Raw genomic sequence first — 13,278 nt, 5'->3', positions numbered from 1 at the left:
CAGCATCAGCACAGATGGCGGCAGAACCCGAAACCGGGGCGCAGGCAGACGGCGCGGCAGCGGCGCCGCCGCAAGTGCATGTCCGGCTTGATGGGCAGGCACTTCCCGACGCCGGCGAACTCTGGCGCGCAGCGCTATCGCCGCTCTTTGACGTCGAGATTGGCGCCGCACCTGACGCTTTCTCGGCCGAGTTGACGGGTGTCCATCTGGGCGACAGCCTGATCGCCCGTGTCGGGGGCTCGGTGGCGCATCGCTTCAAGCGGGGCAGCGTCGAGATCCGGCGCAGCAATATCGACCACATCCTGATCCAGCTTTACGTCACGGGCGGCGTTCGGGGCGAGTATGGCAACCGGCCGTTCCATGCGAGCGAGGGATCGATCAGCCTGCTCGACCTGGGGCGGACGTTGGATAGCCGTACGCCGGCGTTTTCGAACATCACCCTCACCGTGCCGCGCGACCGCCTTCCCGCCGCGCTGAGGAGCTGCAACCTGCACGGCACCGTGCTGGATGCCGGCCAGGGTTCCACACGCTTGCTGGCGTCTCACCTGTCGCAACTCATGCTGGCCGGCGCCAGCCTGACAGCGCAGGAGATGGCCGCATCGGTCACTGCGGCGCTGATCATGCTGGAGGGCAGCGGCGCCAGGCTGCGCGATAGCGAGCCCGACGTGCAAACGGCGGCGCGCCGCAGCATGCGCAAGCTGGTACGGCGCCATATCGAACAACATCTGGCCACGGAAGCGCTCTCGCCGGAGCAGGTTGCCAGCGTCTTCCGCCTGTCGCGAGCCAGCCTCTACCGGCTGTTCGAGAGCGACGGCGGCGTGAACGCCTACATCCAGGGCAGGCGGCTGGATCGCTGCTTCGATGAACTCGCCCGATCCAAGGGCAGCGGGCTCAGTATCGCCGAGCTGGCATATCGTTACGGCTATTCCAACGAGAGCACGTTCAGCCGCGCCTTTCGCCGCCGTTTCAGCCTGAGTCCGCGGGCGGTGCGCGCGCTCGCGGAGCGTCCCCGCAACAACTGGCCAGCGGCGTCGGCCAACAGCAGCGAAGCCGCCACCATCAACGAATGGCTGGAGAGCCTCCGTAGCGAATTCACGGCCATCGGTGCCGGCGCCTGACTGCAAGGCTTCAGCCCTCGATGTCGATTACCTGCCCGCCGCACTGCATGTAGCACGCCAGGCAAGCACCGTGACAACGGCAGGGCCCAGGCCAGCCGGGGTCTTCAAACGCGGCAAGAAGGGATGGCTCCGGCCGCGAAGGCCGGCTCAGCGCACCTTGGGCTTGCCATACCGGATCGGGACATCGACCGCTGCCCCCGGCGCAAGCAGCGTCTTGAGCTGCTCCCTGGCGCTGACCGCATCCTGGAACGAAGCGAACGTCAACTGGCTGATGCGCATGTGGTCGAAGTACTGGACCCCGATCGCGGCGTGGCTTAGCTTGCCGACCATCTGCTGGACTTCCTGGGTCGATACTTGCGAAACAACCACCTCGTTGCGGCTTTCGCCCACAACACCGCGATCGTTGACGACCAGCGTCACGGCACTGCCCGCGGCTCCCGCGTTCTTCGCCGTGGCCGAGGCAGAGGCCGGCAGCGTCTGGAGCGACTGGCTGCCAAGGCGAACGACCGTGGTGCCCGCAAGGCGCTTCCATTGCGCGGGCGACAGCTGTTGCCCAGCCTCATAAGTCGATGCGCCTGCGTAGCACAGCGTGGGGGCCAGCGCCGCGACGCCGCACAGCAAGACCCTGAAGGACAAATTCATTTTCATCATCATTCTCCTCGCCCCGTTATTTCGCGGCAATCACACGGTATTCAACAGCCAAGGGCTTGCTGAGCTTGACGCTGACGCCATCGGCTTGCGGCTGGAAACTGCTGCACGTGCCCGGCGCAGCGGTGGCCGGCATCGCGCTGACCGCATACACCTCCCAATTCCCGGCGGCGTTCTCGCCGTGGAATGCATAGCTGCCTAGCCCGTAGCTTTTCACTTCCGGAACGCCCGTGCTGTAGTAGCTGTTGTATGGAACAGCGAGAGCGGAAATGGTCCCGGAGGGCGATTTGACAAAGACGCCAACGCTGCCGACGCAGATGGAGCCGCTCAGTCTCAGTTGCAGGGCATCCACCTTGTCATTGCCGCCGACCGTGAACTGCCCCAGTTTCTGGACCGAGCCGTACTTGAGCTGAGCGCTATCGGCGAACGCCTTGGTGAAGTCGCCAATGGCCAGGGTTGTCGGCTTGTAGGCACTATATGCCTTCGCCAGCCTGACTGCGGCCGCGGCGTCCGCCAGGCCGAATCCGTACCAGTTCGAGTAATAGTTGCCCGCGGCATTCTTTTGCCAGCCCAGGTCCAGCCGTGCCGTTTGGCTGCCATCGACGAGGCTGGCATCTTCGCTGGCGGTGAATGTCCCCTGCTTCAGGTCAAGCCGGAGATTCCGGTTGTTGCGCGAGCCATAGTCCGGATCGATTCTCCTGGCGGTGACGCGAAGAATCTCGCGCACGTCCCGCCACGTCAGGTTTGGATTTGCCGCCAGCATCAGTGAAACCACCCCTGAAATGGTCGGGGTGGCGGCCGAGGTGCCATTCATGCTGGCATAGTCGCAGTGCGGGTTATCTTTCTTGTTGGTTGCGCTTCCGCCAATGCTGAATGCGTTGGTGAGTTCCAGGAAGTTGCGGCTATAGCCTCTCGCGCAAGAGGTCAGGTCGGTCGAGAAGATCATCGGGCCGGAGCCGAGCTCCCCGTATTGCCCCCCGTTTCCGAATTCACCGCCAAGCCCGGTGATCCAGTTGACCGCCCCGGCGTTGGAGTAGCTTGACTTGATGCCCTTGGCGTTGGCCGCGCCGACCAGGATGACGCCCGGCTCCAGCGCCTCTGTGTCGTTCGCGGGATTCTCGCAACTGATGACGCCGCTTATCCCATCGATATCCGGGCAAAACCTGGGGTTGTCGCCGCCGGTGTTGTTGTACTCATTGCCTGAGGCCTTCACCATGACCAGGCCCCTGCCGCTTCTCAGGTTCGGAAAGGCCCTGATGACGGAGCTGCTCCCGGATTCGGTGTCGTACTCGTCCGGCACCTCGGGATTGCCTCCGTACGATGCATTGATGATGTGGGCATTCCTGGACCAGTCGGCGCCGCCGTAGGCCTGCAAGATACTGGCATTCGCGGTGCCGATGAAACGCGCGCCGCCCAGGGTGGCGCGCGGCGCAATGCCAATCACACCTTTCCCGTTCTGCGCCGCGCTGATGATGCCGGCGACATGGGTGCCATGGGCCTGCGCGATGTTGTTGGGGATATCGGCCGGCGTGGGGTTGTTGGTGCCGTCGTCAAAGTTGTAAGTCATCGACTTGTTCACATTGGCGGCCAGGTCCTCATTGTGGATATCGACGCCGTCGTCGAGCACCAGGACATTGACGCCCTGGCCTTTGATGCCCGCGGCATGCACGTCTTCCACATTGAGATCGGTGACGCCATCCGCGATCCCGGAGAAAGACTTGAAGTAGCTGGCGGCTTGCCTGAGCGCCCATTGGTAGATGTAGAGCGGCTCCGTGGCCCCGGTCTGGCAGGCGAACTTCGCATCCACGCCGGTTTCGGCGCAGGTGGACGCGAGGGGCGCCGGCGTGGGCGTGGGCGCGGCGGGCGCTTGAGCGTTCGCGGCCGTGTTCTCTGGATTGTCGCCCCCGCATGCCGAGAGCGCTGCGGCGGCCAGGAATGTCAGCGATATGAATGTCGTCCTACTTTTCAGCATGAGATTTCCCGCCTTCAATATTGTGTTTTCAGTACGCCATGGCACGAACCGGGCGCATCCCGCAGGAACTGCCTGGTGTCGGCAAGCTGCGCTGCCGGGCTGCTATCGAGAACCTTTGGGGCGGCCTGGTCGTGCGGCCTGGTGCTGGCAAGCGAGTCGTGCTTGCCATCGAAGGCCGCGTGCCACGCTGGCCCGGGGCCGCGCTCTTGCTGGAGGGGTGGCGTGTACCACGAACCGGCGCCAATTTTTGCAGAGTTATCGCTTCGCCACTTGACGCTGCGTCTCACAAAAACCGACGTTCTGTCTCACTCGGACGTTCCTGTCCCGGAGCGCGTGGCAGGGATTTGGCCGATGAACTGCAACCCGGACATGCATCCGGATCCGGCTGGCGTACTTGCGGGGCGGCGCTGTTCGCCCGCCAGTCGGACGCCACCCTGACACGACGGGATCATTGGGGCACGCTTGCGTCGGTAGAGGTCCCGGCGCTATGGATCTGGGGGGCGGCGGATACGTTCGTGCCGGCCGAAGTCGGCGGGCGAATCGCCGGTGTCTTGCCTGACGCCCGGTATGAAGTGCTTCCCGGTTGCGGGCACTTCCCGTCCATGGAGCGTCCCGAGGCGAGCACGGCGATCGCTCGGGAATGGCTATTGGACAGGTTTCGCGGCCGCAATTAACGCAACGCAACGCAACGCGGCCGCCACAGCCTCACTGCATCGTCTTCAGGTCCCCGATGCGGATCAGCATTTCCGTGAACATCTGCATGTCCAGGTCCAGGTCGACGACTTCCTTGTACTCCTTGGCGTTGTGCGCGGTGTACTTCTTGCCCGGCATGGCGGGGCCGAAGTTGATGGCATTCGGCATCAGCTTGGCGGTGGTGCTGCCGGCGGTGGGCACGGGCTTGGCTTCGAGTCCCGTGGTGTCGCCGAAGATGTTGAGCAGCGTGGACAGCCACGCGCCTTTGGGGTCGCGTGCCATCCAGTCGCCCTGGTCGTGGCTGATGGTCACCGTTGCGTGGTTGGCGGCAGCCCAGGCGTTGATCTTGTCGGCCACGGCCTTGGACAGTGCTTGCGGCGTGTTGCCGCGCGGCATGCGCACGTTGGTGGTGACTTCCAGCCGGCCATCTTTTTCCTGGACGAGGTTGGGCGACAGGGTGAGCGGGCCCATGAAGTCGTCCTTGTAGGCCACGCCCATCTTCTCGCCGAGGTAGCCGGTGGCATACAGGTCGTCGAGGTACTTTGCTGCGCGGGCGTAGTGGTTGTCGGCCAGCGCGATGCCGGATTCGCGCAGGAACAGCGTCAGGCGCGGCAGGGGATTCACGCCTTCCTCGGGCCGGGAGCCGTGGGCCGAACTGCCGGTGACCTTGACCTCCAGGCTGTCGGCGCGCTGGGTGATATCGATGGCGAACTTGCCCTGCGGCGCGTACTTCTCGATAAAGGCGGCGCGTGCGGCTTCAAGCCGGGCGCGGGCCGCGTTCAGGTCGCCGCCCTTGAGTTGCGCGCTCGCGGTCTGCGGCACGGCGTTGGCCGAGGCCGCGCCGCTCATGCCGACGATGGCGGTGGCGTCGCCGTCGGTGGCCTGCACGGGGAAGAACACCTTCAGGCTGCCGGAGCCTTTCTCGGCCACCACGGCGGGGTATTTGCTGTCGAGCACGATGTTGTACTCGGGCAGCTTGGTGTGCTGCCGGTAGTACTTCATGCCGTCGCCGCCCGTTTCCTCGGTGGTCTCGATCATCAGCCGGATGGTGCGGTTGAGCTTCAGCCCGCTTTCCTTCACGGTTTTCATCGCGTACAGCACGGTGGCAATCGAGCCTTTGTCGTCGATGGTGCCGCGGCCGTACAGAAAATCGCCCACGCGCGTGACCTTGAACGGATCGAGCCTGGTGCCGTCGTCCAGCACCCATTCATCCGCCACGGCAGGGACCACGTCGGCGTGGGTGAGCAAGCCGAATTCTTCCTTGCCCGTGCCCGGCAGCGTGACTTCGAACACGCGATTGTCCACGTTGCGGAAAGTCAGGCCGAAGTCCTTGGCCATGCCCTCCACCAGGTTGCCGAAGGCGATGATGGCGGGGTTCTCGTGCTGCGGGATCTTGTCGTCGCGCACGGTGCGCAAAGCCACCATGCGCTCGATGGCGCCGATCACCGCCTGGTGGTTGTGAATGCGGTTATAGAGGCCCAGCAAGCGCCCGATATTGGTCAGGTCGTCGCCGTGCAGCGAGGCGTGCTTTTGATAGGCGGCGACACTGCCTGCCAGCGAGGGATCGGCCTTGGCTGCCGCACTCAGGAACGCGTTGAAATCAGTTGGCGGGCTGGCCTGCGCGGCGGCGGCTAGCGCGTCGAGGCCGGGCTTCTTCAGCGTGTCCGCGACGGCGGGCTGCCCCATGGCCAGCGTGAGCAGGGCTAGCGAGGCGAGCAAGGTCGAGCGTTTCATGGGCAGGGCTCCCAAAAACGCAGGATGTTCGCATGAGTTGGCCAGCCGGTGCAAATCCCGCCGGGCATGCGATAGCCTCGGCGTGCTATTTCCTGCCGACCATGTCCTTCACGCCGGCTCCTTGCGCCCGGCCGGCTGAACAGTGACCCTGGCGGCTACGTTGCCTGGGGCACGCAATCGGATAGGTGTTGTCGCGCTGGCCTTGGGTCAGGTTGATGATGCCGTTGGGCAGGATATCCGCCGCCAGGCAGTCCGCGGGATGCACTCTCGGCCAACAGCGCACTCAGGCTCTCCGGCAACCCGCCCCGACCGAGTGCCGCCGCGCACGGGTGATCGAAGTCGCTCGGCGCCAGGCTGGCGCCGAGCAGCTTGCCGAACGCGTTGAGCTGCACGTCGGAGGTCAGCCCCGCGCTGCCCGCGAGTGCGGGGCAAATGATCCACGTGGTGCCATCTCGCTTGTAGATCTGCAGCAGCCTTACCTGGTCTGCAGGCTGCAGTTGCCGCTCTTCACATGTGACCTCTTCGAGCTCGAATGCGCGTGCGAAGTCGTCCGCCTGGCGATAGCCGATGCAGACGACCACCTTGGGCCGCCAGTGCGCGCAGAGCGAGCGCAGGAAGCGGAAGCGCCCGCCATGCCGGCACAGGTCGAGGTAACGCTCCTTGGGCACGAGTTCGGACTGGCCGCGGAACACCTTGGACCAGGGTGTCAGGCCATCGAGCATGAGAGGCAAGGGAAACAGGTTCAGCTTGAATTGCGCGCCGTCGGGTGCGTAGAGCTCGTCCCGGTAGTACGCTTTCCAGTCATTGTCATCCAGCCGGATATCGAGCGCTTGCGCGCGCGCCGCGGCCATGATGCGGGCAATGCGCTGGTGGTTCAGCCATTTGCCCATGTCTTCCCGATGCTTCGCGCGAAACGCCGCATCCCATGCCGGTGGCTCCGTGCGCGGCCGTAACGGCCCGGCCAGGCGCTCGTACCAGGGATGCGGGCTTCTGTCGCAGATCCAGAGACTGGCCCTGGGGTTTCCGCCTTCCATCCCTACGTACGAGGCAAAGTAATTGTCCAGTTCCTGACGCGTGAATACCCCTGTGTGCTGCACTTTTTGCCCCTTGCCTTCTGGTGGGACCCCGTTTCACCGATTCCACAACGTGCCGCCCGGCGCTTGCAGCGCCGCGTGTGCCGCGTGGTTATTTGATGTGTCCGGCAGGTCGGCTACACGGTGCGGTGGTTCCCCATCCCGCGCCGGTTGCGGCCTCGCTCGTTGTTTTTTATACGGTGCTGGCAACTGAAAATCGCCCGTTCATGCCTGTGGGCCTTAGCTGTTCATATCCGAGTTACTTCCCACGGTAAATCGATATGAAATGAATAAAATGCTAAATATTCAATTGTTGCGTTGCACTATATCTGAGATTATTTGTGATATGCATTTCAATATTTTAATGTCTGACATAAAAACGGTCGAATGCCAGGTATTACGGGGCACCTATTATTTTCATCCCCTCTGATGAGGGGATTGGTTTTGTGAAACCCTCCCCGGATTGACACGTCCTGGCCCTTCAATTGGAGAGAGAAAACAGGAAAAGGGGGGTGTAGGCCGGGGAGATCGCCTACACCCTCAAGGAATGGCAACAACAGGGTCGATCGAGTTGCCGTTGGTAAGTGTGCTGCAGCACAGCAATTTCAGTACCCTTCTGAAGGGGTGAATGCCAGCCGGCGGAGCAAGAAGCTGGTGCCGGTTGCGGCCACGCGGCGGAAGTTCCTGTTGCCCCAGGGGTGTCAGCAATTCAGGGCACGCTTCGCGCTGCGCGAACGGCCGGACCTCGGTAGAATCTCCCACGGCGCCGCACGCAAGGGTGCGCAGCCTTGCCCCATGCCGGTGCAGTATCCTGCACGCACCGCGTCGCGCCCGGCATGTCCGCACGGACCCAAGGAAAACAACAACATGAGCGACGAGAGTCTGACCCCCCCGCCCGAGACCGAGAGCAAGCCTGTTCTCGACTACCCCTGCGGAGAAGCGCCAGCGCCAGGCAGCGCGGTTGAGGTCGTGCCGGGTGTGCTGTGGATCCGCATGCCAATGCCATTCGCGCTGAGCCATATCAACCTGTGGGCGGTGCGTGACGGCAAGGGTTGGGCAGCGGTTGACGCCGGTTTGCAAACCAGCGAAACCGCCGCCGCCTGGCGCGATCTCTTCGCGCAGGGCGGGGCGCTGGCGGACGGGCTCACCCGGCTCTTCGTCACGCACATGCATCCCGACCATATCGGCATGGCCGGCTGGCTGACCCGCAAGTTTGCCTGCCGCCTGTGGATGACCCGGCTGGAGTACCTGAACTGCCGCGTGCTCGCGGCGGACACCGGGCGCGAGGCGCCGGAAGACGGCGTGCGCTTTTATCGCCGCGCAGGCTGGGACGACAATGCCATCGAGGCCTACCGCGTACGCTTTGGCGGCTTCGGCAAGTACGTCCATGCCTTGCCTGACAGCTACCGGCGCTTGCGCGACGGCGAGAGCCTGACGATCGGCGAGCACCAGTGGCGGGTCGTGGTGGGCAACGGCCACTCGCCCGAACACGCCTGCCTCTATAACGAGGCGTTGAAGATCCTGATCAGCGGCGACCAGATCCTGCCGCGCATCTCGTCCAATGTGTCGGTCTTCCCGACCGAGCCCGATGCCGATCCGATGGGCGACTGGCTGGCCTCGCTCGCCAAGCTGCGCAGGGAAGTCCCGGACGACGTACTGGTGCTGCCGGCACACAACGAGCCCTTCCGTGGCTTGCACGCGCGTATCGACTATCTGGCGCGCAGCCAGCACCACGCGCTGGACCGGCTGCGCGCCGCGCTGGCCGAGCCCCGGCGGGCGGTGGACGTCTTCGGCGAGCTATTCTCCCGCCCCATCGGCGCCGAGCCCGGGCTGCTCGGCATGGCAACTGGCGAGAGCATTGCCCACCTGAACTATCTCGTGCAGCGGGAAGAAGCCGTGATGGAGGTGGGCCCGGACGGCATCGCACGTTATCGCAAGGCCTGAGCGCCGGGAGCGCTGGGAGCGCAGGGCGGGGCGGTCAGATCCAGACGTCGTTGACCGCCGTGCGCTCGCCCCCTTCGTCGCCGGTATTCAGTACGCCCCGGGGCTCGATTAACAGCAGCTTCACCTCCGTCTCGGCAAAAGGCTTGTGCTCCAAGCCCTTGGGCACCACGAACATCTCGCCTGCCGATAGCCGCACGTGCCCGTCGCGAAAATCGATGCGCAGCGCGCCTTCCAGCACGATGAACGCCTCATCGGTCTCGGCATGCTGGTGCCAGAGAAATTCGCCTTCGATCTTGACCAGCTTGAACTGGTAGTCGTTCATCTCGGCGATGACTTTCGGCGTCCAGCGCTCATGGATCAAGCCGAGCTTCTGCGCGAAGTTCACGCTTTTGTATTCTCCGGATGCTTTGTGCGGGGCGCTTGCCAGATCGTGTTGCATGGTGTGTATCTCCTTGCGTTGTCGAGAACGCTCACGTTAGCAAGGCCCGCGGGCGAATTCTTGTACGATCGTGCAAGCTGTCGGCCGGCGCCCTCAGCGCAGCCTTTGCTGCATCTTTACCCAGCGCGCCGGCGGCATGCCATAGGCCTTGCCGAAGTGACGCGTCATGTGGCTCTGATCGGTGAAGCCCGCGGCCAGCGCGGCATCGGCCAGCGACTGGCCCCGCATCAGCAGCGAGCGGACCAGGTCAAGCCGGCGCATGGTCAGGTAGCGGTAAGGGCTGGTGCCGAACAGCAAGCGGAAGTCCCGCGACAGGCTCCAGCGATCGCGCCCGCTGCACGCTTCCAGCTCACTCAAGGTGACCGTGCGGTGCAGCGCGCCGTGAATGAATCCCCGGGCCATCTCCGCGGCCCGGTAGTCATAGCCCTGGTGCCTGGCGCGAGCGCCGGCCGCGGCGCTCAGGGCATGCGCGAGATCGAACAGCGCATCGTCCTCCTCCAGCGGATCGAGCGGGCACGCCATGCTTTGCAGCAAGACGCTGGTCGCTTCGCACAGCCGCGCATCCGAGGACAGGCCGTTCTTGATAAAGGGCAGCGGCTTGCCGCCCAGCACCTGCTGGATCAACGCCGGCTCGATATACAACATCCGGTACTGAAAGCCAGCGTCGGTGCCGGCCTCGCCGTCATGGACCTCATCGGGATGCAGCACGATGGTCCCGCCAGGCACGCTGTTGCACTGCGCGCCACGATATTTGAAGCGCTGCACGCCCGACAGCGTCCGCCCGATGGCATAGGTATCGTGGCGATGCGGATCGTAGCCATGCCCGGAAAAGAACGCCTCGATGCGTTCCATGCGGCCCGCTTGCGGCGCGCGCAAAACCCAGTCCTTCGGGGTGTCATTCAACGGCATGATGCTCCATTCCTGGCTGCGGTTTCTCGCCGGTGTCAGGGCGGGACAAGCTGCGCGGCCGGTACGAGCGCTGCAGTTGCCCTGGCGAGCGCTTAGTTGCCGGCAGCGGCCTGCATGTCGACCTTGTACGACTCAAGCTCCACCGTGTCCCGGTTTGAGAGGCCGCCTCCGGAGTTGTACTGCTCCTCGATGATTTTCACGGCCCGCTTGACCGACGGAACATACCAGTACGCTCGGTAAATGCGGCCTGTGGCCGGATCCGGGGTAGTGGGCTTTTGGCTCTGCATCGTGACACTGGAACCATTCTGATCCACCTTGGCAACCGCGGCGGCGGCCGACGGCGTCGGCTGGAATTCCAGGTACCAGGTCCCATCGGTCTCGATCTTCAAGGCGTGGAATTTGCCGGCAGGCACACTGATATCCTCCCAGCCAATCACCTTGTATTGCATCTGGGTATGGCGCTGCTTGATCGTGGGATTTGGATGTTCCTCGTCGTAGGAGACGGTCCATGTCTTACCGATCTTCATGGGGAACGAGAGCGGCTTGTTGACGACCTGCATATGGCCGTTGATGCTTCTCGCCTGGCTCCAGTCGAGACCCAACAGGATCTCCTTGGGGGGGAGGCTGGAATCGACTGGCTTGGTCGATACCAGGATGCTATCTCCGCCGGAGCGGACCAGGGCGCTGACGAAGCTGCGCTCGCGTGTTTCGCCATTCTGGAACTGGTTCTTCAGGTGCATGGTCCAGCTATCGCCTTCCTTGAACGCCGGTTGCTCGACGCTCTGGGCCGACGCCTGGTTCGCCGTGAGCGCGGCGCAGGGCACCAGTAGCAGCGCGCCCCCCAGGGTCATCAGTGCCTTGCGGATTCTTATTGTTTTCCCGCCATGTGTCTGCATGTTGTTTTTCCCGAATCTTGTTGTGTCCAGTTCCTGGGCATTCACGCTTCGCCCCGCCCTGTACTTCGCCTAGGCCAAGCGATTGCGATCATAGCGCATGCGAACTCGATGTTGCACCTGGCAGGGCGGTCCGGGCACGCACTGGTGTTGCGCCGGAGCAGGCAGGGAGATCGCGTCTGTTTTGCTATCCCTGAAATGGCGGGCTTCGGCCTTGCAATCCGTTGGCTGTTCCCAGAGCCCGGAGCCCAGAGCTCGGATCCGAGTTCTCACCAGACCGGCACCTTCGGCAGGTGCCAGTCATGTTGCACGGCAAGCAGCCGCAGCGCAAAGCAGCTGGCGCCGCCGGCCAGCGCAGCGACGGCCGGCGGCAGGCGCAGGGCCCGGGCACTCACCAATACCGCGGATCCCAGCCATGCCGCCGTGGCGTAGATGTCGGCGCTCAGCACGGTCGGCACCTGCGCCAGCAGCATGTCGCGCACCACGCCGCCGCCCACGCCGGTGAGTGTGCCCATCAGCGTCGCCACAAACGGGCGTACGCCGTAGTTTGTCGCCTTTTGCACGCCCGCCACGGCAAACAGCGCCAGGCCTGCCGCATCCAGCGCGATGATCAATGGGCCGGTAAACCCCTGCGCCGCCGCGTGAAACACGAACGCCGCGGTGCCAGCAAGAGAGGCAAGCGCGGGATAACGCCAGTCCCGGATCGCATTGGGCGGGGCCGCGCCGATCAGGAGGTCGCGGATGATGCCGCCGCCCACCGCGGTGACCAGCGCGACCACCAGCACCCCGAGCAGGTCCAGGCCATGCCGCATGCCGATGATGGCGCCCTCCACGGCAAACACGGTGGTGCCGGCAAGATCGGCTGCCAGCACGACGACTTCGGCTCTTGTTTTCATTAGGCTGGCAAGTTGGGCTTGGGACTCGAGGGCGGGACGGCTTCAGGGAGGATACTGCCCTCGGCGCAGTGGCGCCATAGGCGCATGCCAGCACGCAAGCGCAAGCTGGCGAAGGCATGCGCGCTGACCGTGCCGTGCCGCTGGCTCAGATCCCCAGGTTCAGGCCAAAGCTCACCTTGAACAGGATCAGGATACCGAAGATGGCAAACAGCGCCGCGGCGACGAAGCGCATCTTGGACAGCGGGATGATGCGGGTCAGGCGTTCGCCCAGCAGGACCGCGGGCACGTTGGCCGCCATCATGCCGAGCGTGGTGCCGACCACGACCATGCCCAGGTTGGCATACTGCGCGCCTAGCGCAATGGTGGCGAACTGCGTCTTGTCGCCCATCTCGGCGAGGAAGAAGGCGACTACGGTAGTGGCGAAGGCGCCGGCGCGCTTGCCGTTGTTCCCTTCGTCGTCCAGCTTGTCAGGGATCAGCGCCCAGGCGGCAAAGGCCAGGAAGGCGATGCCCAGCACCCAGCGTGTCACGTCCGGGCTGACGTGCGACGCGGCCCAGTCGCCCAAGGCGGCGGCAAAGAGGTGGTTGAAGATCGTTGCGACGAAAATGCCCGCAATGATGCTCCACTGCTTGCCAAGGAACCGGGAGGCCAGGAGAAAGGAAAGGAGCTGAGTCTTGTCGCCCATTTCAGCCAGGGCGACCATACCGAACGAAGCAATGAGTGCTTCCATGTGACATCCAAAGGGGGCCGGCAACAAACGAACCAATGACTTCGCTGCCCAGTGCCAGCCCCAGCTGGTGGACAGAAAAGTCAAAGGTCTCGCTGAGCCAATCAGGCCGCCGGCGCCATGGTTTTTTGTACCAAGTATGTTGACGTCGGCTCCTCCAGGGGGACTGGAGGCTAGCTACTCCCCTAAGACGGCGCAGATGATACCACAGGCTTGCGCCGGCGCGGATCCG

The 13,278-nt window shown here is 64.1% G+C and carries 12 protein-coding genes and 1 riboswitch; of the genes, 3 read left to right on the top strand and 9 right to left on the bottom strand.

Annotated elements, in window-relative coordinates; all coding sequences use genetic code 11:
* Window positions 1-14 precede the first annotated feature (14 nt).
* Window positions 15-1,118 (top strand): helix-turn-helix domain-containing protein, encoded by a 1,104-nt coding sequence (locus tag RR42_RS33405; protein WP_043356283.1) that lies wholly within the window; start codon window positions 15-17, stop codon window positions 1,116-1,118.
* A gap of 147 nt (window positions 1,119-1,265) precedes the next feature.
* Here the strand turns inward: RR42_RS33405 and RR42_RS33400 are convergent, their stop codons facing one another.
* Together RR42_RS33400 and RR42_RS33395 are read right to left on the bottom strand one after the other, a co-directional pair.
* Window positions 1,266-1,760, bottom strand: coding sequence for a hypothetical protein (locus tag RR42_RS33400; protein WP_144410019.1), 495 nt, complete (start codon window positions 1,758-1,760; stop codon window positions 1,266-1,268).
* A gap of 25 nt (window positions 1,761-1,785) precedes the next feature.
* The gene (locus RR42_RS33395) at window positions 1,786-3,435 is read right to left on the bottom strand and encodes a S8 family serine peptidase (protein WP_236702106.1); all 1,650 of its coding nucleotides are present in this window, start codon (window positions 3,433-3,435) and stop codon (window positions 1,786-1,788) included.
* A 341-nt stretch (window positions 3,436-3,776) separates the two neighbouring features.
* Between RR42_RS33395 and RR42_RS41860 the strand changes: the two genes are divergently transcribed.
* On the top strand, window positions 3,777-4,412 hold the full coding sequence (locus tag RR42_RS41860) for an alpha/beta fold hydrolase (RefSeq protein ID WP_144410018.1): 636 nt from the start codon (window positions 3,777-3,779) through the stop codon (window positions 4,410-4,412).
* A 31-nt stretch (window positions 4,413-4,443) separates the two neighbouring features.
* Here RR42_RS41860 and RR42_RS33390 read toward each other — a convergent pair whose 3' ends face one another.
* Together RR42_RS33390 and RR42_RS33385 are read right to left on the bottom strand one after the other, a co-directional pair.
* The gene (locus tag RR42_RS33390; protein WP_043356278.1) at window positions 4,444-6,165 is read right to left on the bottom strand and encodes a dipeptidase; all 1,722 of its coding nucleotides are present in this window, start codon (window positions 6,163-6,165) and stop codon (window positions 4,444-4,446) included.
* A gap of 155 nt (window positions 6,166-6,320) precedes the next feature.
* Window positions 6,321-7,055 (bottom strand): hypothetical protein, encoded by a 735-nt coding sequence (locus RR42_RS33385; protein ID WP_043356276.1) that lies wholly within the window; start codon window positions 7,053-7,055, stop codon window positions 6,321-6,323.
* Window positions 7,056-8,105: 1,050 nt separating this feature from the next.
* On the opposite strand from RR42_RS33385, the gene RR42_RS33380 reads away from it, so the two are divergent.
* Window positions 8,106-9,182, top strand: coding sequence for an MBL fold metallo-hydrolase (locus RR42_RS33380; RefSeq protein WP_043356274.1), 1,077 nt, complete (start codon window positions 8,106-8,108; stop codon window positions 9,180-9,182).
* A 34-nt stretch (window positions 9,183-9,216) separates the two neighbouring features.
* Here the strand turns inward: RR42_RS33380 and RR42_RS33375 are convergent, their stop codons facing one another.
* From RR42_RS33375 to RR42_RS33355, 5 genes are all read right to left on the bottom strand, one after another.
* A complete protein-coding gene (locus RR42_RS33375) occupies window positions 9,217-9,621 on the bottom strand; it encodes a cupin domain-containing protein (protein ID WP_043356272.1) in 405 nt (134 codons plus the stop codon).
* Window positions 9,622-9,714: 93 nt separating this feature from the next.
* On the bottom strand, window positions 9,715-10,530 hold the full coding sequence (locus RR42_RS33370; RefSeq protein WP_043356270.1) for an AraC family transcriptional regulator: 816 nt from the start codon (window positions 10,528-10,530) through the stop codon (window positions 9,715-9,717).
* Between the two features lie 92 nt (window positions 10,531-10,622).
* Window positions 10,623-11,471 (bottom strand): hypothetical protein, encoded by an 849-nt coding sequence (locus RR42_RS33365; RefSeq protein WP_144410017.1) that lies wholly within the window; start codon window positions 11,469-11,471, stop codon window positions 10,623-10,625.
* 221 nt (window positions 11,472-11,692) lie between these two features.
* Entirely contained in the window at window positions 11,693-12,319 is a 627-nt protein-coding gene (locus RR42_RS33360) for a trimeric intracellular cation channel family protein (RefSeq protein ID WP_043356268.1), read from the bottom strand.
* A gap of 145 nt (window positions 12,320-12,464) precedes the next feature.
* Window positions 12,465-13,049 (bottom strand): TMEM165/GDT1 family protein, encoded by a 585-nt coding sequence (locus tag RR42_RS33355; RefSeq protein WP_043356266.1) that lies wholly within the window; start codon window positions 13,047-13,049, stop codon window positions 12,465-12,467.
* Window positions 13,050-13,058: 9 nt separating this feature from the next.
* Window positions 13,059-13,248: riboswitch (yybP-ykoY riboswitch) on the bottom strand.
* Between the last annotated feature and the right edge of the window lie 30 nt (window positions 13,249-13,278).

This window comes from Cupriavidus basilensis (assembly GCF_000832305.1).
GTDB classification, from domain to species: Bacteria; Pseudomonadota; Gammaproteobacteria; order Burkholderiales; family Burkholderiaceae; genus Cupriavidus; species Cupriavidus basilensis_F.
The sequence above is the reverse complement of the archived record's forward strand: the minus strand, read 5'-3'. Positions and strand labels throughout refer to the sequence as shown.